The sequence below is a fragment of the Micromonospora sp. NPDC007230 genome, assembly GCF_042869115.1.
Taxonomy (GTDB): Bacteria; Actinomycetota; Actinomycetes; order Mycobacteriales; family Micromonosporaceae; genus Micromonospora.
Genome location: NZ_JBIAFE010000007.1, coordinates 128,924 through 153,930, shown reverse-complemented (window position 1 = coordinate 153,930; position 25,007 = coordinate 128,924). Strand labels below are relative to the sequence as shown.

Here is a 25,007-nt window from a genome sequence, read left to right as displayed (position 1 = left end):
CCGAGCGTCGTCCCTGGCGGCGATGCCGGGTCAGGTACCCGTGTACAGGTCCTCCGGAGCTGATGGCGTAAACGATTCACCGCCGATCCGGCGTTGACTCGCCTGTGCTGTCAGCTCCAGAGGCCGTGCAGACCTGCCCATTGGCCCGTTGATTAGTGGCCCGCTGAGGCGACTGGTAACGATCATGTAACGGGCGCGAACCTTTCCCGCCCCCCGACCGGTCTTCCTTTTCATCGGCCCGACCGGGGGCCAGGGGAGGGCGTCGGATGAAGTTGGTGTGGAGGCGGGCCGTCGAGGCGCGCGGGCTGCTGCTCGCCGCCGCCGTGGCGGCCCTGGTCGCGGTGGCACTGGTCACCGGGCTCTCCGACTACAACCGGCGGGCCGTCGACGCCGGAGCGCGGGCGGTGCTCGACGCCGCCCCGGCCGAGGAGCGCAGCCTGCTGGTCAGCGGCTCCGGCGGCCCGGACGCGGCCGCGTACGCCGAACGGGACCGGGCGGTCCGCGCCCAGTTCGCCGCCGGCCTGGGCGAGGTGCCGGTCACCGTCTCCGCCGCCCGCTACGGCACCGGGCGCGAGCTGACCGGGGACCTCGGCGCCGCCCGCGCCGGCGACGACGCGGTCTTCGCCAACCTCGGCACCCTCGACAACCTGGCCGCGCACGCCCAGCTCACCGCCGGGTCGTGGCCGACGCCCGGGGCGAACCCGCTGCAGGTGACGCTGCCCGAGAAGGTCGCCGGCCAGCTCGGGCTGCGCACCGGTGATCGGGTGCCGCTCTACGACCGCAGCACCGAGCGGGCCGGCGCGGTCGTGGTCGCTGGAATCTGGCGGCCCCGTGACCCGACCGAGGCGTACTGGCGGCTGGCTCCCGGGGTGGGCGAGGGTGACCCGGGTGCGGTCACCTCGTACGGCCCGTTCGCGCTGGACCCGGCCGACTTCGCCCGTACCTTCCCCGGCTCGGTGTCCGCGTCCTGGCTCGTGCAGCCGGACCTCGCGGTGGTCGAGCCGAGCCGGCTGGTTTCGGTCAAGACCGCCGTCGCCACCATCTCGGCGAAGATCCCCGACACCACCGGCCTCGGCTCGTCCGCGCAAGCCGTCAGCAAGCTGGACCAGCTGATCGACCGGCTCGGCCGGGCCGACCTGGTGGGCCGCTCCGCCCTGCTCACCCCGCTGCTGCTGATCGTGGTGCTCGGCGGGTACGCGCTGGTGCTGGTCGCCGCGCTGCTCAACGAGGACCGGCGGGCGCAGACCGCACTGCTGCGCGCCCGGGGCGCCGCCCGCGGCCAGCTCGCCGGCCTCGCCGTCCGGGAGGCGACCCTGGTGGTGGCGCCGGCCATGCTGCTCGCGCCGCCGCTGACCGAACAGGCCGTGCACCGGCTCGGCGCCGACCTGCGGCTGGCCGACGGCGGCCTCGCCCAGGTCTGGCTGGTCGCGGTCGCCGCCGCGATCGGCTGCCTGCTCGCCATGGTGATGCCCGCGCTGCGGCGGGCCGGTACCTACGTCGCCGACATGGCGGCCCGGTCCCGCCCGACCCGCGCCGCGGCGGTGCAGCGCGCCAGCGTCGACCTGGCCCTCGTCGCGCTCGCCGTGCTCGCCTGGACCCAGCTCCGGCAGTACTCCTCGCCGCTGGCCGGCGCCGGCGGGCAGCTCGGCATCGACCCGCTGCTCGCCGCCGCGCCCACCATCGGGGTGCTGGCCGGCGCCGTCGTCGCGCTGCGGCTGCTCCCGCCGGCGACCCGGGTCGCCGAGCGGTTCGTCGACCGGCGGCCGTGGACGGCCACCATGTTCGGCATGTGGCAGGCCGGCCGCCGGCCGCACGCCGGGCCGGTGCTGCTGCTCGCCCTCGCCGTCGGCGGCAGCACGCTCGCCTGGTCGCTGGTGGCCTCCTGGGAACGGTCGCAGCGGGACCAGGCCCAGCACACCGTCGGCACCGACCTGCGGCTGGTCGAACGGAGCGGGAGCGCCCCGGCCGACCGGGCGGGCCGGCTGGCCGCGGTGCCCGGGCTGGACCGGGTGCTGCCGGCCTGGCGCGACGACGTGCGGCTCGGCCGCGACAACCGGGAGGCGACCGTGGTGAGCCTGGACGCCGCCGGCGCGACCGGCATGCTCCGGCTCGACGACGCCGCCGGTGGGGCGTCCAGTGACGCGCTGCTCGACCGGCTGGTCCGCAAGCGGGCCGCGGCCGCCGGGATCGCCCTCCCGGCCGGCGCGCGGACGCTCGCCGGGACCGTTCGCACCCCCGTCGAGACGCGGTTCGAGCAGCCGCGGGTGTCCGTGTCCGCGCTGCTCGTCACCGACTCCGGTACGGCCTGGCGGCTGCCGCTGGCGGTCGGCCAGGGCGACGGTCGGCCGGTGTCCTTCTCCGTGCCGCTGCCCGAGACCGGCGGCGCCCCGCTGCGGCTGGCCGGGTTCGAGGCCGACGGCGGCGAGGCGGTCGGCGAGAGCTACCGGCTGCGGATCAACGGGCTCCGGCTCACCGATTCCGCCGGCGGCAGCCGGCCACTGGCCCTCGACGGCGAGTGGCGGATCAGCGGCGAGGAGGGAGCGCGATCGACGGCCCAGGTCGGCGGGGACTCCGTCGACGCCAGCCGCGGGTTCGTGGTGCCCGAGGGGATGCGGGAATTCATCAGCGCGCCGTCGGCCCGGATCGCCGTGGTGCCCGTCGGGGACGACCCGCCGGTGCCGGCGCTGGTCACGTCCGGCGCAGCCGCGGCGCTGAACGTCCGCACCGGCGACACCATCAACCTGTCGCTGTCCGGGGTCTCCCTGCCGGTGACGGTGGTCGGGCAGGTCAAGGCCGTCCCCGGCACCGCCGGCGACGGGGTGCTGCTGGACCTGCCCGCCGCCACCAACCTGCTGCTACGCCAGCAGGGCACGGTCCGGTCGACGGCCGAGTGGTGGCTGCGCGCCGACGACAGCGGTCACGCCGCCGCGGCGGAGGCCCTCGCCGCGCTGCCCGGGACCACCCTGCTCGACCGGCGCCAGGTGGCGGCGGAGGCGGCCCGGGACCCGTACTGGCGGGGCGCCCGGGTCGGGCTGCTGGCCGCCGCGCTCGGGTCGGCGCTGCTCGCTCTGGTCGGTCTCGCCGTGGACGTGTGGGCCACCACCCGGCACCGGCTGACCGAGTTCGCCGTGCTGCACACGCTGGGCGCGAACGCCCGGCTGCTGGCCCGAGCACTCCTCGCCGAGCAGGCATTCCTGGCCGGCATCGGGGTCGGCGTCGGGCTGCTGGTCGGGGCCGGGGTCGCGGCCACCATGGTGCCGCTGGTGATCCTCACCCCGGCCGCCGGCCGGCCGGTGCCGGAGGCGGTCTTCACGGTGCCCTGGACGCCGATCGGCCTGACCGCGGCCGGGCTGCTGCTCGCCGCGCTGGCCTTCGCCGCGGTCATCACCACCGGCATCCGCCAGCGGGTGGCCGCTGTGCAGCTGCGGATCGGGGGAGATCGATGAGTCTGTTCAGGGTGGCCCGGCGGGTCCGGGCGTACGGGGGACACTTCCTCCTCCTCGCGGTGCTGACCCTGGCCACCGCCCTGCTGATCACGGCGGTGCCGCGGGTGGCCGATCGGCTCACCGGGCAGGGGCTGCGGGAGCACGTGGCGGCCCAGCCGGTGGCCCGCCGGGACCTGAACTACACGACGGAGCCGGCGCTGATCCGCTCCGGGAGCCGGGAGTTGCTGGCCAGCCGCGCGGCCGAGCTGGACACGTTCCAGCAGCGGATGCCACCCGCCGTGCAGCAGGTGATCGGCGAGCGGTGGTTCGCCGCGCAGACCTCGTTCGCCCGGCTCAAGGGGCCGGAGTTGACCGCCGACAAGGGGCTGATCGATCTCAGCTTGCGGACGGTGACCGGAATCGAGGATGCGGCGGCCCTGGTCGAGGGCCGGTGGCCCGGCACGAGTCGGCCCGCCGACCGCTCCGTCGAGCTGGCTCTCGCCGACTCGGTCGCCGGCCGGCTCGGGCTGCGTGCCGGTAGCCGGCTCACCCTGTCCATCCTGGATGCCGACGGCAACGCGACGGCGCGCGCGAAGATCAACGTGGTCGGCCTGTTCCGGCCGGCCGACGGGCGCAGCGGGATCTGGGACGCGCTTCCCTCGTTGCTGCGGCTCGGTGAGCCCGAGGGCGACGGAGAACCGTTCCTGATGGTCGGGGTGACCGCCGACCAGGGCCTGGCCGCGTTGGCCGACGTCGGCTGGCCGGTCAGCTTCGGCTGGCGCTACCGGGTCTCGCCGGACCGCATCACCCCGGCCCGGCTCGACGCGCTGATCGAAGGGCTGAGCAGCCTCGACCGGACCCCCAAGCCGACCGGGCTCAGCTTCTCCCAAGGGGTCGACATCCCGTTGCGGCAGTTCGCCGACTCGCTCGCCGCCGCCCGTACGCTGCTCGCGATCATCGCGGCCGGGCTGCTCGCCACCCTGGCCGGCCTGACCCTGCTCGCCGCCCGCCTGGCGGCGCGCCGACGGCGGTCCGAGTACGTGCTGCTGCGCGCCCGGGGCGGGTCGACCGGCGCGGTGCTGCGCCGCGGGCTCGCCGAGTCGGTGCTGGTGCTGCCGGCCGCGGCGGGTGTCGGCTGGCTGCTCGGCAGCCTGCTGCCCGGCGAGGGCGTCGAGCCGCGCTGGGTGCTGCTCGTCGCGCTGCTGATCACCCTGGTCCCGCCGGTGGCCGCGCTCACCGCCACGCGTGGCGGCGCCGGCCGGGCCGACCTGGTCAGCAGCCGGTCCACCACCGTCCGGCTCACCGTCGAGGTGGCCGTGCTCGGCATCGCCGTGCTCGGGGCGTTCCTGCTGCGCCGCCGGGGCCTGGCCCTCGACGGGTCGGTGGACCCGCTGCTGGTCTCCGTGCCGGTGCTGCTCGCGGTGGCCGCGGCACTGGTCGCGCTGCGCGCGTACCCGTGGCCGCTGCGACTGCTCAGCCGGCTCGCCGCCCGGGCCCGGGGCAGCGTGGCGTTCCTCGGCACCGCCCGCGCCGGCCGGGCCGCCACCACCGGCCCGCTCGTCGTGGTCGTCCTCGCCGTCGCCACCGCCGCGTTCTGCGGGGTGGTGGCGGCCGGCATCGAGGCCGGCCGGGACCGGGCCGCCGTCCGGGCCGTCCCCGGGGACGTCCTGGTCAACGGGGAACGGTTCGCCCCGGACACCACCGAGGCGCTGGCCGCGCTACCCGGCGCCCAAGCGGTGGCCCCGCTGCTGGTCGAGCCCAACGTGCGCCCGTACGCCGACCAGGCCGGCCGGTTCGGCGGGGTCGGCGACACCCGGGTGCTGCTGGTCGACGGCGCCCGTTTCGCCGAGGTGGCCAGCCGCGCCGGCGTACCGGTGACCGTCCCCGACGCGCTGCGCGCCACCGGCGACGGCAGCACGCCGCTGCCGGCGCTGGTCTCCCCGGCGCTCGCCGACGAGTTCACCGAGGCCGGGCTCGCCGACCCGCAGGGCCGCCGACCCGCCTGGCTGGACGTGCAGGGCAACCGGCTGCCGGTGCGCACCGCCGCCACCGTCACCGAGTTCCCGCTGATCGACCGGAACGTGGACCGGTTCGTGGTGCTGCCCTGGCCGGCGCTGCCCGCGAACGCCCCGCATCCGCTCGTACCCACGGGTTTCGTGCTGGCCGGGGAGCGGGTGGACCAGGCCGCGGTGGCCCGGGTGGTCAACGAGGGGCAGCAGCGCTACCAGCGCACCGGCGCGGTCACCGCCGGGGAGCGGCCCCGCCAGCCGGAGCTGCGGGTCCGGTCGGCGGTCCGCGCCGAACTGGGCGGCAGCGGGGTGAACGGCCTGCTGGTCTTCGGCTTCACCATGGGCGCGGCCGGCGGCGGCGCGCTGGGCCTGCTCGCGCTCGCGTTCGCGGTCCTCGCCGGGGCGCGGGGGCGGGGGCAGGTGCTGTCCCGGCTGCGCACCATGGGCCTGTCCCGCCGGCAGTGGCGCGGGCTGCTGCTGGTCGAGCTGACCCCGCTGGTGCTGGTGTCGGTGCTCACCGGGGCGGTGGTCGGGGGGCTGCTGCCGATGCTGCTCACCCCGGTGCTCGGCCTGCCCGCGTTCACCGGCGGCGTCGCCGTGCGGGCGAGTTTCGAACCCGGCCTGGTGGCCGGTGTGCTGGGCCTCGCCGCGCTGGCCCTCGGCTTCGCGATCGCCGTCGAGGCCCTGAACAACCGCCGGATGCGCCTCGGCGAGGTGCTCCGGCTCGGAGAGGAGAGCTGAGATGACAGCGACCGCCGAGGCGTCCGCCGTGCCGGACCTGGCCGCCCTCCAGCAGCGCGCCGCGCAGCGCGCCGCCGAACGGGCCGGCGGGCGGGACCGGTTGCGCGGGCACATCGTCTGCGACGGCCTGGTCCGCATCTTCAAGACCGAGGGGGTGGAGGTGGTCGCCCTCCAGGGCCTCGACCTGGTCATCGACCGGGGCGAGCTGGTGGCGATCGTGGGGGCCTCCGGCTCCGGCAAGTCGACGCTGCTGAACATCCTGTCCGGGCTGGACACGCCCACCGCCGGCATCGCCCGGGTCGCCGAGTACGACCTGCTCGCCCTGTCCAACCGGCGCCGGCTCGCCTACCGCCGGCAGATGGTCGGCTTCGTCTGGCAGCAGACCGGGCGGAACCTGCTGCCGTACCTGACCGCGCTGGAGAACGTGGAGCTGCCGATGCGGCTGGCCGGCGGGCGCAGCCGGCGGGCCCGGCGGGAACGGGCCCGCGAGCTGCTCGACCTGGTCGGCGTCGGCTACTGCGTGGACCGGAAGCCCGGCCAGATGAGTGGCGGCGAGCAGCAGCGCTGCGCGGTCGCCGTGTCGGTGGCCAACGACCCGGAGGTGCTCTTCGCCGACGAGCCGACCGGTGAGCTGGACGAGGCGACGGGGGCCGAGGTCTTCGCCGCGCTGCGGACCATCAACGCCGAGCTGGGCGTCACCATCGTCGTGGTCACCCATGACCACGCCGTGGCCAGCCAGGTCCGCCGGACCGTCGCGATCCGCGACGGCCGCACCTCCTCCGAGGTACGCCGTACCGCCCGCGTCGCGGCTGACGGCAGCACCGAGCTGGTCAGCGAGGAGTACGCGGTGCTCGACCGGACCGGCCGGATGCAGCTCCCGGCGTCCTTCGTGGACGCGCTGTCGCTGCGCGACCGGGTCCGGCTCAATCTGGAACCCGACCACGTCGAGGTGCGGCCCGGCGACCGGGCGCACGCCGAGAAGGAGCAGGCATGAGCGAGCGTCAGCGAGCGAATCACAAGTGCAGCGTCGTGGTGCCTCATGCCGACGCCGAGCGGAGCGAGGTGGCCGCATGAGCGAGTCGACTTTGGCGCCGGCCCGCGTCGTCACCACCGACGAGGTGGTCCGGGTCGAGGCGGTGAGCCGCACCTTCGGGCGGGGCGAGCATGCGGTGCACGCCGTGCGGGAGGTGTCCTTCTCCGCCGGGCGGGGCGAGCTGGTCGCGGTCCGGGGTCGCTCCGGTGCCGGCAAGACCACGCTGCTCAACCTGGTCGGCGGCCTGGATCGGCCGGACAGCGGGCGGGTCCGGGTGGCCGGGCGCGACGTGACCGGCGCGAGCGAGCGGGAGCTCCTCGCGCTGCGCCGGGGCACCGTCGGCTTCGTCTTCCAGACCTTCGGGCTGGTGCCGATCCTGTCGGCGGCCGAGAACGTCGGGGTGCCGCTGCGGCTGGCCAAGGTGCCGGCCGCGGAGCGGGAGCAGCGGGTGGCGGTGCTGCTGGAGCTGGTCGGGCTGGGCGGGCACGCCGCGCAGCGCCCGTACGAGCTGTCCGGCGGGCAGCAGCAGCGGGTGGCGGTGGCCCGCGCCCTGGCGAACGAGCCGGACCTGCTCATCGCCGACGAGCCGACCGGCCAGCTCGACTCGGAGACCGGGCGGTCCATCATGGACCTGATCCGGGCCGTGGTGCACGCCCGGGGCATGACCGCCCTGGTCGCCACCCACGACCCGGCGCTGATCGAGATGGCCGACCGCACCCTCACCCTCCGCGACGGCCGCCTGGTCACCGACTGACCGCCGGCGCCGCTTGAGTGCCGGGCAACCGGTCAGTCGCGACAGCGGCGGCGGTGGTAGGACAGGGTGACCGCGAGCAGGAGGGGGCCCCAGAGGAGCAGCGGGATGTAACAGGCCACCAGCAGCGCGAAGCCGGCCGGCGAGAAGCCCAGGCCATCGCCCTCGACGACGAGGTCCCGAACGATGATGCCCCAGGCCGCGTACGCCCAGACGAGGGTGACCCCGATGGCGCCGGCGGTGGCGGCGGTGACCGCGAACGACGGCGGCACCCGACGCCCACCCAGCAGCGGCAGCCACCGGGGGAACACCTCGCCCCACGGGCGGACCAGGCCGAGCGCGAGCAGCGCCAGCGCCTCGGAGAACACGGTCAGCGAGACGACGTAGACGCTCTCCCAGCCGTGCGTGCGGACCGGCGCGCCGTGTTCGTACGCGCCGATCGGCACCCCGGCGACCAGGGCGAGCCGCCAGAGCCCGGACGGCAGGACGACCAGCGGGATCAGGTGGGCGGCGCGGACCGCCCAGGCGGGTGCGGGCCGGCCGTCGCGCGGGTGGGCGGCGGCCGGTGCGGTGGCGGTGGACATGTGACTCCCGTTCGTCGGCTGCCCGCCCAGCCTGCCCGTGCCGGCCACCCGCGATCATCCCGCCCGACGGGGAGTCGGCTCCCTCGGCTGGGGGAGCCGCCGGGGTCAGAGCGCCAGCTTCATCCCCTCGTGGCTGGCCACGAAGCCGAGGTTGCGGTAGAAGCGGTGCGCGTCGGCGCGGGTCTTGTCGGTGGTGAGCTGCACCAGCGCGCAGCCCCGCGCCCGGGCCTGGTCGATGGCCCAGGTCATCATCTGCCGCCCCAACCCCCGGCCGCGCAGGTCGGAGCGGACCCGCACCGACTCGATCAGCGACCGCTCGGCGCCGTGCCGGCCCAGCCCCGGGATGTACGTGATCTGCATGCAGCCGACCAGCTCGCCACCGGCGTCCGCGACCATCAGGTGGTTGCGCGGGTCGGCGGCGATGTCGGCGAACGCCTTCTCGTACGCGTCGTCGACGTCGGTGAAGTCGCGGGCCTTGCCCAGCACGTCGTCGGCGAGGAGGGCGACGATGGCCGGCAGGTCCGCGCGGACCGCCTCCCGGAAGATCGCGTCGGTCATGCCGGCAGCGTGACACAGCGACAGCCGGCGATGGGCGGTGGTCAGCGCGCCGGGCAGCGCAGCCCCGCCCGGGGCACGGTCAGCGAGATCAGGTACGCGTCGACCGCACTGGTGATGCAGGCGGTCTGCGGGTACGCCGTGTGCCCCTCGCCCTCCCAGGTGAGCACCTGCCCGACGCCCAGCATCGAGGCCAGCGCGGCGGTCTGCTCGTACGGGGTGGCCGGGTCGCCGGTGGTGCCGACCACCACGATCGGCGGGGCGCCGGCCGCCTTCCCGGTCGGGTACGGGTCCCGCCCGCCGGGCCACTCCACGCAGCCGAACATGCCCACCGCCAGGGCCGGACCGAACAGCGGATACTTCGCCCGCCACTGGGACTGGAGCTGGCGGATCTGCTGCGGGCTCGGCTTCTCGGTCTCGTCCGCGCAGTTCACCGCCATGTTGGCGTCGAACAGGTTCGAGTAGTGCCCGTCGTCGCCGCGGCCGGCGTACGCGTCGGCCAGCTTGAACACCCCGGTCGGGTCGCCGCCCTGCAACGCGTCGATCGCCCGGGCCAGCTCCTGCCAGCCCGCCTCGGTGTAGAGGGACGAGATGACCGCGTAGAACACCCAGCCCGCGGTGGCCTCCCGGCCGTCCCGGCTGCGGACCGGGGAGACCTTGGCCTTGTCGATGGCGCTGGTGACGGCGGCCCGGGCGTCCGGCGCGATCGGGCAGCGGCCGGCGTTGGCCGCGCACCATCGGGCGAAGTTGTCGAAGGCCCGCTCGAAGCCCTTCGCCTGGCTCTCCGACCCGGCGATGAGCTTCTGCTGCGGGTCCACCGCGCCGTCGAGCACCAGCGCCCGCACCCGCTTGGGGTAGAGCTGGGCGTACACGGCGCCCAGCAGGGTGCCGTACGAGTAGCCGAGGTAGGTGAGCTTCTCGTCGCCGACCGCCGCGCGCACCGCGTCCATGTCCCGGGCGGCCTGCTCGGTGCCGTAGAGCGGGAGCTGGTCGCCGTACTTCGTGCCGCAGCCGGTGCCGATCCGCCGGTTGAGCGCGGCCAACCCGTCGAACGACGCCTGGCTCTGCGGGTCGGGGTCGTAGCCGAAGCTGGCGTCCAGGTCGGCGTCGGAGATGCACTTGACCGGGCTGGACCGGGACACCCCGCGCGGGTCGAACCCGACGATGTCGAAGCGGTCGGTCACCGCGGCCGGCAGCCCGCCGAACGCCGGGCCGAAGGAGAGGTAGACGGCGGTGTCCACGCCGGAGGCGCCGGGACCGCCGGGGTTGACCACCAGCGAGCCGATCCGGTCGTGCTGCTTGTTCGACCGGATCCGGATCAGCGAGATCTCGAAGGTCTCGCCGGCCCCGGGCCCGGCCGTCGCGCCGGTGGCGGCGCCGTTGCCCCAGTTCCGGGGCACGGCGATCCGGGCACACTCGTAGCGCATGCCCGGTGCGCCCCGGCCGACCAGCTCGTCGGGGACCTCGGGGCAGGCGCGCCAGGTCGGGGCGGTGCCCGGGGCGGCCGCCGGGCCCTGGCTCTCGGTGCGCGGGGCGAGGGCCGGCAGGGTGCAGCCGGCGGTGAGCACCACCGCGGCGGCGAACCCGGCCAGGCCGGGTCGGACCCGGCGGAACCGGTCGGAGAAGCGGGTCACGTGGCAGCCTTCCGTGATCATGTCAACGGCCAGGCTACGCCCGACCGGACGCGCTGCCGATGGTCGCCGCCGGATCCCCGCGCAGCACCTGGTCGACGTCGTAGCGGATCGGGCGCTCCAGCTGGTCGTAGCGGCAGGAGCGGGGATCACGGTCGGGGCGCCAGCGGACGAACTGGGCGGTGTGCCGCAGCCGGTCACCCTCCATCGCGTCGTAGCCGACCTCGGCCACCAACTCCGGGCGCAGCGGCTCCCACTCCAGGTTCTTGGTGCCGGTCCATCGGCTCACCCCGCCGGGGATGCGCTGGCCCCGCTCGTGGTCGCCGTGCACCCACGGGTGGTCGCCGTCGACGTCGCGGTAGGGCTCCAGCTCGTCCAGCAGCTCCTTGCGCCGGGCCGCGGTGAACGACGAGCTGACCCCGATGTGGTGCAGCACGCCGGCGTCGTCGTAGAGGCCGAGCAGCAGCGAGCCGACCACCGGGCCGGACTTGTGCCAGCGGAAGCCGGCCACCACCACGTCGGCGGTGCGGGCGTGCTTGACCTTGAACATCAGCCGTTTGCCCGGCTCGTACGGCAGGTCGGCCGGCTTGACGATGAGCCCGTCCAGCCCGGCCCCCTCGAACACGTCGAACCAGCGCCGGGCCGTCTCCGGGTCGGTGGTGATCTGGGTGACGTGCACCGGCGGGCGGACCGTGGCCAGGGCCTGCTCCAGCCGGGCCCGCCGCTCCGGGTAGGGCCGGTCGGTGAGCCGCTCGTCGTCGAGGGCGAGCAGGTCGAACGCGACGAAGTCGGCCGGGGTGGTCTCGGCGAGCAGCTTCACCCGGGAGGCGGCCGGGTGGATCCGCTGGGCGAGCAGCTCGAAGTCGAGCCGGGGCTGGCCGCCCGGGCGGTCGCGGCGGATCACGATCAGCTCGCCGTCGACCGCGCACCGGGGCGGGAGCTGGCGCCGTGCCTGCTCGACCACCTCCGGGAAGTAGCGGGTCATCGTCTTGCCGCCCCGGCTGGCCAGCTCGACCTCGTCGCCGTCGCGGAAGATGATGCAGCGGAAGCCGTCCCATTTCGGCTCGTACGTCATGCCGGGGGCGGTGGGTAGCTGGGGCACGCTCTTGGCCAGCATCGGTTCGACCGGCGGATTGATCGGCAGGTCCACGGCGACCAGTCAATCAGACGCCACCGACAGTGGTGAGGCAGATCACCGGTGGCGTCGGGCGGCGTGTCCCCGGACGGGCCGGTTCGTCACCCCCGACCGGATGGTGAAACCGCAGGTCAGGGCTACCGTTCGCCGCGTGCCGGAGTGGATCTGCGGATGCTGTGGACGCTGGCGGGTCAGTTTGGAGCTGATCCGCGGGCGGTACCGCTACCGGCTGGTGCACCGCTACCGCCCGGACCAGGGCGGCGGCGCCAACGTCATCGGCGAGGTCGCCTCGGTGGCGGAGCTGGAGGAGCTGCTCCGCCGGTACGCCCCGGTGAGCCTGGCCGACCTCCACGAGGCCGCGTAGCCGCCCGCCCACCCGGGTGCGGGCCGTAGGCTGGCGCTGTCCCTGCGCGAGGAGGTGGCCGCCGTGCCGGAACTGACGTACCCCGAGGTGGGGGCGACCCGCGAGGGCGCACTGCCGGCCGGCTACGACCATCTGCGCCACCGGGTCCGGCTGCCGGACGGCGGCTTTCCCACCGCCGCCGAGGCGGTGCTCGACTGGCGGTTGCACCGGGCCGCCGGGGTGGTGATGCGCACCGACGCGCCACGCGCCGCCGCGGGCGTGCGGGTCACCCCGGGGCTCGGCGTCGGCCCGCTGCGGATCTGGGGCCCGACGGAGGTGGTCTGGACGGTGGACGAGCCGGACCGGGCTGGTTTCGGCTACGGCACCCTGCCCGGGCATCCCGAGATCGGCGAGGAGGCGTTCGTGGTCACCCGGGGGGCCGACGGGGTCTGGTTCGAGGTGACCACGTTCAGCCGCCCGGCCCGCTGGTACCTCCGCGCCGCCGGTCCGCTCGCCCGGGCCGTCCAGCAGGGCTACGCCTGGTGGCTCGGTCGCACCCTGCGCCGGCTCTGCGCCCGGGGCTGATCCGCGCCCCGGCCGTCGGAGCGGTCAGTAGCCGGCGAAGGAACGGATGGGGGCGCGAGGGCCGTACCTCGGCGCCTGGATGCCGGCCGCCTCCAGCAGCAGGCAGACCCGCCCCCGGTGGCCGCGGAACGGCTCCAGCAGCGCCAGCATCCGGGCGTCGTTCCCGCGCGGCTCCCCGGCGAGAGCCCAGGCCACGGTGTTCGGGATGTGGTAATCGCCGACGCTGACCGCGTCCGGGTCGCCGTAGGCGATCCGGACCACCTCGGCGGCGGTCCACGGGCCGATCCCGGGGATCGCGGTGAGCCGGCGGGTGGCCTCGACGGTGTCGGCGCACTGCTCCAGCCGTTCGGCGGCGGCGGCCGCGCGGCGCAGCGTGTCGGCCCGCCGCTGCTCCACCCCGAACGGGTGGAAGACCCAGTACGGGGTGGTCGCCACCGTCGCCGCCTGCGGCGGCAGCAGCAGCGACATGGGTCCCGGTGCCGGCTCCCGGAAGTGCCGGACCATCGCCGCGTACGCCCGGTACGCCTCCTTGCCGGTGACCTTCTGCTCCAGCACCGCCCGCAGCAGGCGGGGGAAGACCCGGCCGGTGGCCGGCATCCGCAGCCCGTGGTGCTCGCGGGCCAGCCGGGCCACCACCGGGTGCCCGGCGGCGAGGTCGGCGAACCCGGTCAGGTCGTCCCGGAGCCCGGCGATCGCGTCGGCCCGCTCGACGACCCAGTCCGCCCCCGGCCCGTACCCCTCGGCGACCAAGTCGTCCCCGGCGGGGCGCAGCGCGAGCGTGCCCGGCCCGGCCGGGGTGCGGGTGGCCCACCAGAAGGCGCCGCCGGCGATCCGCGCGCACGGATCGTACGGGCTGAAGGTGAGCGACCGGACCGACCTGGCCAGCCGGTAGCCGGCCGGGGGGCGCAGCGTCCGGTGGGCGGCGGGGGAGGTCACCCGGTCACTCTGCCACGCGGACCATCAGCCGGCCCCCACCGGCATGGCCGCCGGGGTGACACGGAGCGGTCCGCCGGACGGATCAACGGCGCACGGAAAAAATTCCGGGCGGCGGCGGAGTGGAATCCCGGGCGTCGGCGTCCCGCACCACCGCAGCGCCCCCGGCGAACCGGTCCAGCTCGTCGCCCGCCAGCACCCGGCCCGGGAACCAGTCGCCGGCGGCGCGCCGGGACAGCTCCGCCACCGGCGGGTCGACCCGCGACGCGACCAGCACCAGGTTGCCGTAGCGGCGCCCCCGCAGCACCGCCGCGTCGCTGACCAGACAGGCCCGGGGCAGCACCGCACGAACCGTGGCGACCTGGGCGCGGGCGTGCCGCAGCGGCGGACCGTCGGCGATGTTCGCCAGATAGAAACCGCCCGGACGGAGCACCCGGGCCACCTCGGCCGCGTACTCCACCGAGGTCAGGTGGGCCGGGGTGCGGGCACCGGCGAAGACGTCCGCCACCACCAGGTCGTAGCTGGCCTCCCGGCTGGCGGTCAGGGTGGCCCGGGCGTCCGCCACCCGTACCCGCAGCCGGGCCTCGGCGGGCCACGGCAGCGCCCGGCGGACCAGCTCCACCAGCGCGCCGTCCAGCTCGGACACCCGCTGTGCCGAACCCGGACGGGTGGCCGAGACGTACCGGGGCAGGGTCAATGCGCCCCCACCCAGGTGCAGCACCCGCAGCGGGGTGCCGGCCGGGGCGACCAGGTCGATCGCGGCGGCCAGCCGCCGGACGTACTCGAACTCCAGGTGGGTCGGATCCGCCAGGTCCACATGGGACTGCGGTGCGCCGTCGAGCAGCAGCGTCCAGGAACCCGGCCGGTCCGGGTCGGGCACCAGCTCGGCCTGCCCGGTGTCGACCTGCTCGACCACCCGGTCCGCGCCGCGTCGCCGGCCCATCAGCGGCGGATCCCCCGGGCGGCCGCGGTCAGCACCCGGTGCAGCAGGCGGGCGTCGCCGAGCAGCCCGCGCAGCCGGCGCTCCAGGCCGGCGATCGGGATCAGGTTCTGCGGTGCCCGCGGATCCTTGTACGGGGTGGAGGCGAACCGGGGCAGGGTGACCAGGGCGAGGTCGGCCAGCTCGATCGCCTCGGCCGGGGTCAGCTCCGCGGAACACTCCATCCGGACGATGCCCGCCCAGGGTGCGCCCCCGGCCACCGGCAGCCGCAGATACCAGGAATAGCCGCCCCACGCGGTCTCCAGCCGGAACAGCGGGCAGCGCTGCCCCGGGGCCAACCCGGTGACCACCGCGGTCAGCCGCGCGTCCAGGTACTGGCTGTGCTGCGTCTTGATGTAGCCAAGGGTGCGCGGCAGGTGCCGGCGGCTGCGCAGCGGGCCGTCCACCACCAGCAGGTCACCATCGGTACGCGCGGCGTCGGAGACCGCCACCTCCAGCGCCGTCAGCGGGGCCTGCACCGCGGCCGGCAGCTTGCTCAGCTCACCCGTGCCGCCGACCCGGTGCACCGGGTAACGGATCTGCCCGGCCACCACGTCCTGCGCGGAGGGGCTGGCGGTGAACAGGCCCCGGCCCACCTGGGCCCCGGCCAGCTCCGCCGCGCCGCGCTCCAGGTCGCAGCGCACCACCCCGGCGGCGTACGAGGCGGCGATGCCCGGGAACGAGCCGCCGTCGTCCTCGGCCGTCCAGACGCTCGCGTCGATCCGGCGTACCCCGTCGACCAGCAGCACCACGTCCGGGGCGAGCACGTCCCGCCGGGCGTCGATCGCCTGCCAGTCCGTCGCCGGCAGCTCGACGCCGACGTCGACCTGGGCGCTGCTCGGCGCCGCCGGTCCGCCCCCGCCGGCCGCCTCGAACGACGCCCCGTACGCCGGATCCCACGCGTCGACGTAGAACCGCGTCACAGGCCCGTCCGTTCCACCCGGGCCGTGCGGGCGTCCTTGCGGACCTCGAAGCGGACCGGGATCCGCTCGGCGAGGGCCGGCACGTGGGTGACCACACCGACCATCCGGTCGCCCCGGGCGGCCAGATTTTCCAGGGTGGCGGCGACCGTGTCCAGGGTGGCCGCGTCCAGCGTGCCGAAGCCCTCGTCCAGGACGATCGACTCCAGGCTGGCCGCGCTGGTGGACATCCCGGCGAGCTGCTCCGACAGCGCCAGCGCCAGGGCCAGTGACGCCTGGAACGTCTCCCCGCCGGAGAGGGTCCGCACCCCGCGTCGCAGACCGGCGTCGTGGTGGTCGACCACGAAGAACTCGCCCTTGTCGTGCACCAGGTCGTACTGGCCGTTGGAGAGTTCCCGCAGGATCCGCGACGCGCCGTCGACCAGCAGGTCCAGCGCCTCGGCCAGCAGCCACCGCTCGAAGTTGTTGGCTCGCAGGTGCCCGGCGAGGGCCCGCGCCACCCGGGCCTCCCGCTCGTGACCGGCCCGCTGCTCGTGCAGCTCGGCGGCCTGCTCGCGCCGCTCGGTCAGCCGGCGCAGCTCCGCCTCGGCACGCTCGACCGCCACCGCGGCGTCCCGCCGCGGATCGTCGGCCACGGCCAGTCCGGCCGCGGTGAAGAGCTCGCCGATCCGCTCCTCGACCTCGGCCGCGGCGGCCTCGGCCGCGCCGACCGAAGCGGCCAGCCCGTCCCGGTCGGCGCGCCGCCGCTCGGCCTGCTCACCGGCCCAGCCGGCGAGCGCCGTCCACGCCGCGGCCACGTCGTCGCGCTCGGCGGCCGGCGGGCCGAACCGGGCCAGCCCGTCCCGCGTCGTGTCGAAGTCCCGCCAGGCACGGCGCAGCCGCTCCTCCGCGCCGTCGAGCGCACCCCGGGCCCGGCGGGCGGCGTCCCGTCCCCCGCGGACCGCGCCGGCGGCCTCCTCCAGGGCGCGGCGCAGCCGGGCGTGTTCGTCCAGCGCCTCGCGCAGCGCGGCCGGCGCGGCGGCGTCGGCGAGCTGGTCGTCCAGCTCGGTCAGCCGGGTCCGCAGCTGGTCGTGCTCGGCGCGGGCGCGGAGCAGCACCCGGTCCAGCTCACGGGCGGCGGCGTCGCGCTCCTGCACCGACCGCTTGGCGGCCTCGCTGGCCGCCCGGGCCGCCTTGCCGGCCGCGATCGCCCGGGCCACGGCCGACCCGGCCGGCACCGCCGGCACCCGGGGCACGGCCTGCTCGCAGACCGGGCACGGGCCGCCCTCGACCAGGTGCGCGCGCAGCGCCACGGCCTGGTCGGTGGCCTTCGCCTCCTCGTGCGCCCGGAACGCCGCGTCCAGTTCCGCCTCGGCCCGCTCGGCGGCGGCCCGGGCCTCCGCCAGGGCGCCGACCGCCGCGTCGTGCTCGGTCTGCGCCGCGGCCACCGCCGCGCGGACCGTCGCCACCTGGCCGGTCAGCTTCTCCCGGTCGGCGTGTGCCTTGAGCAGCAGCCGCAGCGCGCTCTCGTCGCCGGCAGCGGCCAGCTCGCCGCGCAGCTTCTCCTCCCGCTCCTCGGCGAGCCCGACGGCCGTGGCGGCCTCGTCGGCCGCGACCCGCGCCGCCGCCACCGCCCGGGCCAGCTCGGCGATCCCGTCCGGCGGCCGCACCCCGGCCAGCACGGCCAGCTCCGCGTCCCGCTCGGCCAGCGCCGCCGCCTGCTCGCGCGCCGTCGCCCGGGCCCGGTCCAGCTCGGGTACGGCCACCGCGACCGCCTCGGCCAGCTCGCCCATCCGGTCGACCCGCTGCCGCGCGCCGGCCAGCGTCTCGTCGTCGACGTCGGCGAGGCCGCCGAGCAGCTTGTCGACCGTCTCCAGCTTCGCCTCGGCCTGCCCGGCGCGCTCGGTGGCCTTCTTCTGCACCTCCTCGTAGATGCCGAGGCCGAGCAGGTTGACCAGGATCTGCTGCCGGGTGGCCGGCTTGGCGTGCAGGAAGTCGGCGAACTGCCCCTGCGGCAGCACCACGCAGCTGGTGAACTGCTCGTACGGCAGCCCGACCGCGTCCAGCACCGCCTGCTCCATCTCGGCGGGGGTGCCGGCCACCACCTCGCCCAGGTCCTCCGGGCTGAGCCCGGTGTCGAGCTTGGTGACGTCGAACCCGGCCGGCATCAGCTGCAGCCCCGCGTTGGCGGTCTTCACGGTGCCCCGGCCGTCCCGGCGCACCACCCGGGTGGCCACGTACCGGTCACCGGCGGACTCGAAGACCAGCCGGACCCGGGCCTCGTTCGCCGACGGGGCGAGCGCGTTGGCCAGGCCCCGGGTGCCGCCCCAGCGGGGCACGGTGCCATAGAGGGCGAAGCAGATCGCGTCGAGCACCGTCGACTTTCCGGAGCCGGTCGGCCCGACCAGCGCGAAGAAGTCCGCGTCGGTGAAGTCGACGGTGGTCTCCTCGCGGAAGACGGTGAACCCGGCCATGTCCAGCCGCATCGGCCGCATCAGTGATCGATCCCCTCGAGCAGTTCGTCGAAGAGTTCCTGGACGCCGTCGTCGCCGTGGCCCCGGCTGCTCAGGTAGTCGGCGAAGAGCTCCCGCGGCGAGCGGCCGGCCCGCTGGGTGGTGCGGGTGGCGCTGCCGGGGGCCGGCATGAGCTCCGGGTCGATCCGGATCTCCAGCGCCCGGGGCAGCAGCTCCTGCACCTCCTCCCGCAGGCCGGCGCGGGGCTGCTCGCGGACGTAGACCCGCAGCCAACCCTCGGGCGGGTCGAGCTCGGCGAGCTGGGCCAGGGTGCCCCGGACGGTCCGCAGCGGCACTGCCCCCGGCACGGGCACCTCGCGGATCTGGGCGGCGGTCGTCGCGGTCACCTCGACCAGCGTCACCGAACCCACGTTCTCCTGCTCCCCGAAGTCGACGGCGAGCGGGCTGCCGCTGTAGCGGATCGGGCAGGGCCCGATGACCCGCTGTGAGCGGTGCAGGTGGCCCAGCGCCACGTAATGCGCGTTGCCCGGGAAGACCGTGGCCGGCACCGCGTAGCCGAGGACGGTGTGCGCGTCCCGCTCGCCGCCGCCGGTGCTCGCCCCGACCACGGTCAGGTGCGCGGTGACCAGGTGCACCCGGTCCGGCTCGGTGAAGCCCTCGGCCAGCCGGGCGAGCACCCGCCCGAGGTGGTCGGCGTACGTCTGGTTGGCCTCGGCGGCGGTCAGCTCGTACATCTCCACGGCACGGACCGCGTAGCGCTGGGACAGGAAGGGCAACGCGGCCAACCGCCAGCGCTCGCCGCCGGCGGTGACCCCGTCGATGACGTGCTCGGCCGGATTGTCCCGGACGCTGCCCCGCAGGGTGATGCCAGCGGCCTCGGCCCAGGGCCGCAGTGCGTCCAGGGCCGCCCCGTTGTCGTGGTTGCCGCCGATCGCCACCACGTCCGCCCCGGTGCGCCGCAGCGCGGTCAGCGCCCGGGTCACCAGCCGGGTCGCCTCCGGGGTGGGCGCGGCGGTGTCGTACAGGTCGCCGGCCACGATGACCAGGTCGGGCCGCTCGACCCGGGCGATCTCGATCACCTGGGCGAGCACCTGCTTGTGCTCGTCGGCGCGGGACTGCCCCTTGAGGACCTTGCCGACGTGCCAGTCGGAGGTGTGCAGGATCTTCACCGTGCCAACCTTTCGTTCGCGACTGCGGGGCTCCGCCGCGCTGCGCTCCTCGCGCTCACCGGTCGCTCACGCCTCCTAAAACGGGATGTCGTCGTCGGAGGTGCCGGAGCCCACCACCGCGAACGGGTCGGCCGCCTGGGTGATCGAGCGCAGTGTCTCCGACGGCGCGCGGCCGGCCTCGGAGACCCGGGTGGCCCAGGCCGGGAAGGGGAACTCCAGGCAGAGCGGGACCGGGATGTCGGGCTGGTTGACGAACATGGTGCCCGGCTTGGCCAGCAGGGCCCGCTGCCGCTGGGCGGGCGGGAGGAAGCCGTATTCCGGGCGGGACGCCTCGGCCGGGTCGAGCCGGCCGACCACCCGGATCGCCGAGTTGGTCACGATCCGCCGCTCCACCTCGCTGGCGGTCTGCTGCGCGCCGACCAGGATCACCCCGAGTGAGCGGCCCCGCTCGGCGATGTCGAGCAGCACCTCCTTGATCGGGGACGAGCCCTCGCGTGGGGCGTACTTGTTGAGCTCGTCGAGGACGACGAAGAGCAGCGGCTTGGCGGTGCCGGCCTTCTCCTTGCGCTCGAACTCGCTCTTGAGCGTCACGCCCACCACGAAGCGCTGCGCCCGGTCCGGCAGGTTGTGCAGGTCGACCACGGTGACCTGGGCGCTCTCCGCAGTGTTGATCGAGTGCGGGCGTCGGGTGGCCAGGTCGCCCCGGATCAGCCGGCCGAGGTCCTTCTTGCTGCCGATCAGCCGGCGGGCGAACGCGTTGACCGTGCCCAGGCCGACCGCGCTGCCCGCCCAGTCGCCCCGGGTCTCGTCGTCGTTGAGCTGCTCGACGATGTGGTCGACCAGGTCGGCGTACGACCCGAGCCGGACCCCGTCGATGCTCACCCCGCCGTCGGCGGGCTGGGCGTACCGGGCCAGGTGGGCGGCGACCGAGTGGACCACCATCGTGTACTGCTGGCGCTCGTCGTCGGCGTCGGCGAAGACGTAGGGCAGCAGCCGGTCGGCGCAGAACTCGCTCAGCGTCCAGTAGAAGCTGTCGACGCCGGTGAGCCGGCTGCTCACGTCCGGCGTGCCGGAGGAGTCACCGACCCGGGGCGGCGCGTGGACCCGCACGTCGGGGAAGGCGCCGGCGGCCAGCCCGAGCTTCGCGTACCCGGCCCGGGTGTCGTCGTCGAGCCGGGCGTTCGGGTGGTCGAGGAAGAGCAGGTCCTCGCCCTTGACGTTGAAGATCAGCGCCTTGGCGTTGACCGCGTCGCCGCCGAGCACGCCGGAGCGGAAGACCGAGTAGAGCAGGAAGGTGGCGAAGCTGGTCTTGGTGGCCACCCCGGAGATGCCGGAGATGGAGACGTGCGCGCCCCGCGTGCCGTCGAGGAAGTCGGCGTTGAGGTAGACCGGCACGCCGTCGCGGCCCATGCCCATCGGGATGCGCCGCTCCATCCGGTCGAAGTGCAGCGCCCGGGCCCGGGCGTCGCCCTCGGCCCGGTGCACCACGGCACCCGGGGTGGGCGGCACGTAGAACTCGGGGTCGACCCGGGTGGTGGTGACCTCGGCCGCCTCCTGCACCTGCGCGGGGAGCGTGCCGTCGGCGATGGCGAAGACGTCGGAGTCGAACTGCGCGCCCTCGTGTCGGGCCCGCACCTGGGTGACCACGCCGGCGATGGTCACCGGCTCCCGGTCGGGCAGCTCGCGGCGGGTGACCACCACGTCGTCGAGCTGCAGGTAGCTGCCGGGGGCGACGGCGGTCCAGAAGGTGAGCGGGGTGGCGTCGGCGGTGCCGAGCACCCGGCCGACCCCGTCGCCGGGGCCGTCGAGCAGGTCGTCGGTCATCGGCAGTCTCCGGTCGGCTGTTCGTCCCGTTCGCGGCGCACGAGGTGCATCCTGCCCGAGGGATGCGACAGGTTGCCACGCGACGCGGCGGAGGCCACGGCCCGCGTCCGCCGAGCTTGCCCAGCGGGGTCGGATGGCCACGGAGGGTACGCCTCTCCGCGCGATTCCCATCCCGCCGGCGACTGATCCGCGAGATCCTCAGGAGGCCGGGGGAGCGGGGAGTGGACGTGGGATCGACACGGCGCCGGGTGGTCGCGCTGCTCGTGCTCGCCGCGTTGCCGCCGATGCTCGAGGGCGGGCTGCTGATGGCGCTCGGCCTCCACGCCGCCCGGGGACTCGCGCCGCAGGCCACCGCCGTCTGGCCCTACGACTCGTACCACGACCTGCGCTGGCTGCTGGTGTACCACGACTCGTGGGGCACCTTCCTGCTCGGGCTGGTGACGGTCACGGTGGCCCGCGGGCTGCTCTCCGCCGGGCTGACCGCGCTGGCCTGGCCGGCCGGCGCGGCGCGTCCCGCCTGGAATTGGCTGGTCCGGCGCAACCTGTCGGTCGCGGTGCTGGCCGCGCTGGTCATCTCGCCGTGGGCCGCGCTGTCGGTCGCCTTCTCCGCGGTGTCGCTCTCCTGGTACCTGTTCGCCTCGCTGGTCCCGATGCTGGTGCTCGCCCCTTTCCTGGCCCGGGCCGGCGTGGCCGCCGGCTGGTGGCGCGGGCTGCCCACGATCGAGCTGTTCGGCTGGTCGTCGCTGAACTTCCTGCTGCTGACCCTGGCCGGCGCGCTGATCTCCAGCGTCCCGGGCTGGTGGGCGGTCGGGGTGGCCGCACTGACCGGGGTGGCCAACGGGCTGCTGTGGCGGCGGGCGGTGGCCGCCGCCGTGCTGCCGGCCCGGGTCCGGCTGCCCCGGCTCCCGGTCGCCCCGATCGCGATCGGGCTGGCCGTGGTGGGGGCGGTCTGGGCCGAGGCGCTGGTCGGGGTCGCCGGAGGTGGCCGGCACGGCCCGTGGATGCCCCCGATCCTCAGCGACCGGCTGTCCGACCGGGTGCCGTACGCGATCATCGTCCTCAGCGGGCACGATTCGCGCTGGGACGGCGAGCCGTCCGCCGATCCCCGGGTCGAGCGCTTCTCCTACCGGGGGCTGGACGCGCACGGCCGGCCGCTGCCGTACCCGCCGGAGGCGACCCACCGGTCGCTCGACTCCAGCAGCGCCCTGCTCGCCGCGCAGGTGGACGCGCTGCACCACCGCACCGGCCGACCGATCGCCCTGTTCGGCAACAGCGAGGGCGCCATGGTGGCGCGCACCTACCTGGAGCGGCTGCCCCGTGGCCCGGTCAGCGCCGTGGTGATGTTCAGCCCGCTGGTCCAGGCGGGGCGGACCTACTACCCGCCGCCGGGGCACGAGGGCTGGGGGGTCGCGGCGGGGTGGGAGCTGCGGGTGCTGTTCTGGCTCGCGAATCTCCCCCGGCCGGTCAAGGACCATCCCGACGAGCCGTTCGTCCGCTCGGTGCTGGTCGACGCGCCGTTCTATCGCAACCGGATCCTCTGCCCGGTGCCGGGGGTCCGGATGATCGCTTTCCTGCCCACGGTCAGCGCCGCCGAGGCGCCACCCGGTGAGTACAGCCGCATCCCGGTCTATCAGGAGCCGGCGTTCCACGGCGGCCTGATCGGGCGGCGGGCGGTGGAGGACCGGGTGGAGGCCTTCCTGGCCGGCGAGCCGGTGGCGCAGCCTCGCCGGGAGTACGCGCTGCTCCAGCAGTTGGGCGCCGCCTGGCAGGCGCCCCCGTTGGTCCTCGCGCTCAATCCCCTGTGGTCGGCGACCCGGGAAGGGGATCCGGCGCTGACCGGCCGGGTCTGCGAGCCGCGCTGACCGCACCAGGTCGGGCACCGGCCCGGGCGAGGCCGCCGGCGAGCAACGGGCGTCCGGACCCGGCGCGACCCGCTCCCGTGGAGTCCATCGTCCCAGGCTAGGGCCCCGATCCGGCCGGCGTGGCCGGTCGCCCGCACGAACCGGTGGTGAACGGGCCACGAATGTTCTGGGAAAAAATCTTGGCACCAGGTCGTGACAGACAAGGGTCGCGTGGCGCAAGAATGTGCAACAACGCATCGAGGATCTTTCCTCCGTCGATACCTCGTGCGTTGTCACGTCCGGTCACCACCGGGCGTGCCGATCCGTCGCCCACCGGCGGGTCGCCCTTCGGTCGGTACCCCCCCGACCGGCAGTCCTAGTGAAGGTAGGGACTTCATGCGTCGTAGCACTCTCCTCGGCAGCCTGGCCACAGCCGCGCTGCTGGCGGCCGGCCTGCCCGCCACGGCCTCCGCCGCCCCCGTCTCCACCGACGCGTTCACCCGCGCGGTGGCCCAGCTCCGGGCCCACTCGGGTGGCGCCCTGGTCACCGACGGCCAGGCGTTCACGCTCCGTAACGTCCAGACCGACGCCGACGGCACCGAGCACGTCCGGCTCAACCGCTACCAGGACGGCCTGCCGGTCCTCGGCGGCGACACCGTCGTCCACCTGGGCAAGGGCAACACCTGGCGGGGCGCCAACCACACGCTCGCCGCCGCCCCGACTCGGGGCGCGAAGGCCCGGGTCAGCGCCGCGGCGGCCGGCCGCACCGCACTCGCCGCCTCCACCGCCGCCACCCGCCGCGTCGACGGCAGCCAGCTGGTGTACGACGCCGACGCCGCCGGCACCGCGCTCGCCTACGAGGTCGTGGTGGGCGGCGCGTACGCCGACGGCACGCCGAGCGAGCTGCACGTGCTGGTCGACGCCACCACCGGCCGGGTCCGCGACTCGTGGGAGGGCGTGCAGCGCGACGGCACCGGCAACACCTTCCACTCCGGCACGGTGACCGTGGGCAGCACCCTCTCCGGCACCACCTACCAGCTCGCCGACGCCACCCGCGGCGGCCACCGGACGTACGACCTGAACGGCGGCACCACCGGCACCGGCACCCTGGTCACCAGCGCCTCGAACGTCTTCGGCGACGGCACCCTGGCCAACCGGCAGACCGCCGCGGCCGACGCCGCGTACGGGGCCCAGATGACCTGGGACTACTACAAGACCACGTTCGGCCGCAACGGGATCCGCAACGACGGCGTCGGCGCGTACAGCCGGGTGCACTACAGCGCCAACTACGCCAACGCGTTCTGGCAGGACTCCTGCTTCTGCATGACCTACGGCGACGGCGGCTCCGGTTGGTACCCGCTCACCTCGCTGGACGTGGCCGGTCACGAGATGAGCCACGGCGTCACCAGCAACACCGCCGGCCTGCGCTACAGCGGGGAGTCCGGCGGCCTCAACGAGGCCACCAGCGACATCTTCGGCACCCTGGTGGAGTTCTACGCGAACAACGCCAAGGACCCGGGCGACTACCTGATCGGCGAGAAGCTGCGCACCAGCGGCGCCCCGCTGCGCTACATGGACAAGCCGTCCAAGGACGGCGCGTCCGCCGACTGCTGGAGCCGGTCCGTCGGGCGGCTGGACGTGCACTACTCGTCCGGCGTGGCGAACCACTTCTTCTACCTGCTCGCCGTGGGCAGCGGCTCGTCGTCGTACGGCAACAGCCCGACCTGCAACGGCAGCACCGTGACCGGCATCGGCAACGCCAAGGCCGGGGCGATCTGGTACCGCGCGCTCACCACGTACATGACCTCGCGCACCGACTACGCCGGTGCCCGCACCGCCACCCTGTCGGCCGCGAAGGACCTGTACGGCACCGGCAGCGTCGAGTACAACACCGTGGCCGCCGCCTGGTCGGCCGTCTCCGTCAACTGACCCGCTGAACCGCGGCCGGCGGTCTCCTCCACCGCCGGCCCCGGTCCCACCGCGTCGCCAGGGGCGCGGGCTCGCCCTCCCGGGTGTGCCCGCGCCCTTCGCCGTGCCGGGCGGGCCTACCCGCCTCGCGGATCTGGCGGCATCCGCCCGCCGTGGACCCCACCACA

General features: G+C 75.3%; 18 protein-coding genes. 8 read left to right on the top strand and 10 right to left on the bottom strand.

Translation table 11 applies throughout. The features are described 5' to 3' along the window. The first annotated feature begins 266 nt into the window (after nt 1-266). The 4 genes from ACFYML_RS12605 (at nt 267) to ACFYML_RS12590 (ending at nt 7,962) form a co-directional block, all read left to right on the top strand. On the top strand, nt 267-3,446 hold the full coding sequence (locus ACFYML_RS12605) for an FtsX-like permease family protein (RefSeq protein WP_387420689.1): 3,180 nt from the start codon (nt 267-269) through the stop codon (nt 3,444-3,446). Further along, complete coding sequence (locus tag ACFYML_RS12600) at nt 3,443-6,175, top strand: hypothetical protein (protein WP_387420688.1); 2,733 nt, start codon at nt 3,443-3,445, stop codon at nt 6,173-6,175. The genes ACFYML_RS12605 and ACFYML_RS12600 overlap by 4 nt, the downstream gene beginning before the upstream one ends. 1 nt (nt 6,176) lies before the next feature. Further along, nucleotides 6,177-7,169 (top strand): ABC transporter ATP-binding protein, encoded by a 993-nt coding sequence (locus ACFYML_RS12595; protein WP_387420687.1) that lies wholly within the window; start codon nt 6,177-6,179, stop codon nt 7,167-7,169. A gap of 76 nt (nt 7,170-7,245) precedes the next feature. Next, the gene (locus ACFYML_RS12590; RefSeq protein WP_387420686.1) at nt 7,246-7,962 is read left to right on the top strand and encodes an ABC transporter ATP-binding protein; all 717 of its coding nucleotides are present in this window, start codon (nt 7,246-7,248) and stop codon (nt 7,960-7,962) included. A 32-nt stretch (nt 7,963-7,994) separates the two neighbouring features. On the opposite strand, the gene ACFYML_RS12585 is transcribed toward ACFYML_RS12590, so the two are convergent. The 4 genes from ACFYML_RS12585 to ACFYML_RS12570 all read right to left on the bottom strand — a co-directional run bounded on the left by ACFYML_RS12585 (nt 7,995) and on the right by ACFYML_RS12570 (nt 11,879). Beyond that, the gene (locus ACFYML_RS12585) at nt 7,995-8,543 is read right to left on the bottom strand and encodes a hypothetical protein (protein ID WP_387420685.1); all 549 of its coding nucleotides are present in this window, start codon (nt 8,541-8,543) and stop codon (nt 7,995-7,997) included. A gap of 105 nt (nt 8,544-8,648) precedes the next feature. Then, a complete protein-coding gene (locus tag ACFYML_RS12580; RefSeq protein ID WP_387420684.1) occupies nt 8,649-9,101 on the bottom strand; it encodes a GNAT family N-acetyltransferase in 453 nt (150 codons plus the stop codon). A gap of 41 nt (nt 9,102-9,142) precedes the next feature. After that, the gene (locus tag ACFYML_RS12575; protein ID WP_387420683.1) at nt 9,143-10,753 is read right to left on the bottom strand and encodes an alpha/beta hydrolase; all 1,611 of its coding nucleotides are present in this window, start codon (nt 10,751-10,753) and stop codon (nt 9,143-9,145) included. A 13-nt stretch (nt 10,754-10,766) separates the two neighbouring features. Beyond that, on the bottom strand, nt 10,767-11,879 hold the full coding sequence (locus tag ACFYML_RS12570; RefSeq protein ID WP_387420682.1) for an ATP-dependent DNA ligase: 1,113 nt from the start codon (nt 11,877-11,879) through the stop codon (nt 10,767-10,769). Nucleotides 11,880-12,015: 136 nt separating this feature from the next. On the opposite strand from ACFYML_RS12570, the gene ACFYML_RS12565 reads away from it, so the two are divergent. Continuing rightward, complete coding sequence (locus ACFYML_RS12565) at nt 12,016-12,228, top strand: hypothetical protein (RefSeq protein ID WP_073835409.1); 213 nt, start codon at nt 12,016-12,018, stop codon at nt 12,226-12,228. A gap of 63 nt (nt 12,229-12,291) precedes the next feature. Then, the gene (locus ACFYML_RS12560) at nt 12,292-12,792 is read left to right on the top strand and encodes a DUF1990 family protein (protein WP_387420681.1); all 501 of its coding nucleotides are present in this window, start codon (nt 12,292-12,294) and stop codon (nt 12,790-12,792) included. Between the two features lie 24 nt (nt 12,793-12,816). On the opposite strand, the gene ACFYML_RS12555 is transcribed toward ACFYML_RS12560, so the two are convergent. The 6 genes from ACFYML_RS12555 to ACFYML_RS12530 form a co-directional block, all read right to left on the bottom strand. After that, complete coding sequence (locus ACFYML_RS12555) at nt 12,817-13,728, bottom strand: DNA-3-methyladenine glycosylase family protein (RefSeq protein WP_387420680.1); 912 nt, start codon at nt 13,726-13,728, stop codon at nt 12,817-12,819. Between the two features lie 82 nt (nt 13,729-13,810). Next, a complete protein-coding gene (locus tag ACFYML_RS12550; protein WP_387420679.1) occupies nt 13,811-14,668 on the bottom strand; it encodes a spermidine synthase in 858 nt (285 codons plus the stop codon). After that, entirely contained in the window at nt 14,668-15,627 is a 960-nt protein-coding gene (locus ACFYML_RS12545; protein ID WP_387420678.1) for a hypothetical protein, read from the bottom strand. The genes ACFYML_RS12550 and ACFYML_RS12545 overlap by 1 nt, the downstream gene beginning before the upstream one ends. After that, nucleotides 15,624-18,098 (bottom strand): AAA family ATPase, encoded by a 2,475-nt coding sequence (locus ACFYML_RS12540; RefSeq protein WP_387420677.1) that lies wholly within the window; start codon nt 18,096-18,098, stop codon nt 15,624-15,626. Before ACFYML_RS12540 ends, ACFYML_RS12545 begins: the two co-directional genes overlap by 4 nt. Beyond that, nucleotides 18,098-19,246, bottom strand: coding sequence for an exonuclease SbcCD subunit D (locus ACFYML_RS12535; RefSeq protein ID WP_387420676.1), 1,149 nt, complete (start codon nt 19,244-19,246; stop codon nt 18,098-18,100). Before ACFYML_RS12535 ends, ACFYML_RS12540 begins: the two co-directional genes overlap by 1 nt. 75 nt (nt 19,247-19,321) lie before the next feature. After that, entirely contained in the window at nt 19,322-21,070 is a 1,749-nt protein-coding gene (locus ACFYML_RS12530) for an ATP-binding protein (RefSeq protein ID WP_387420675.1), read from the bottom strand. A 284-nt stretch (nt 21,071-21,354) separates the two neighbouring features. Here ACFYML_RS12530 and ACFYML_RS12525 point away from each other — a divergent pair, with 284 nt between their 5' ends. Together ACFYML_RS12525 and ACFYML_RS12520 are read left to right on the top strand one after the other, a co-directional pair. After that, nucleotides 21,355-22,932: a hypothetical protein gene (locus ACFYML_RS12525; protein WP_387420809.1), complete on the top strand. Its 1,578-nt coding sequence runs from the start codon at nt 21,355-21,357 to the stop codon at nt 22,930-22,932. Nucleotides 22,933-23,307: 375 nt separating this feature from the next. After that, the gene (locus tag ACFYML_RS12520; protein ID WP_387420674.1) at nt 23,308-24,840 is read left to right on the top strand and encodes a M4 family metallopeptidase; all 1,533 of its coding nucleotides are present in this window, start codon (nt 23,308-23,310) and stop codon (nt 24,838-24,840) included. The last annotated feature ends 167 nt before the right edge of the window (nt 24,841-25,007 follow it).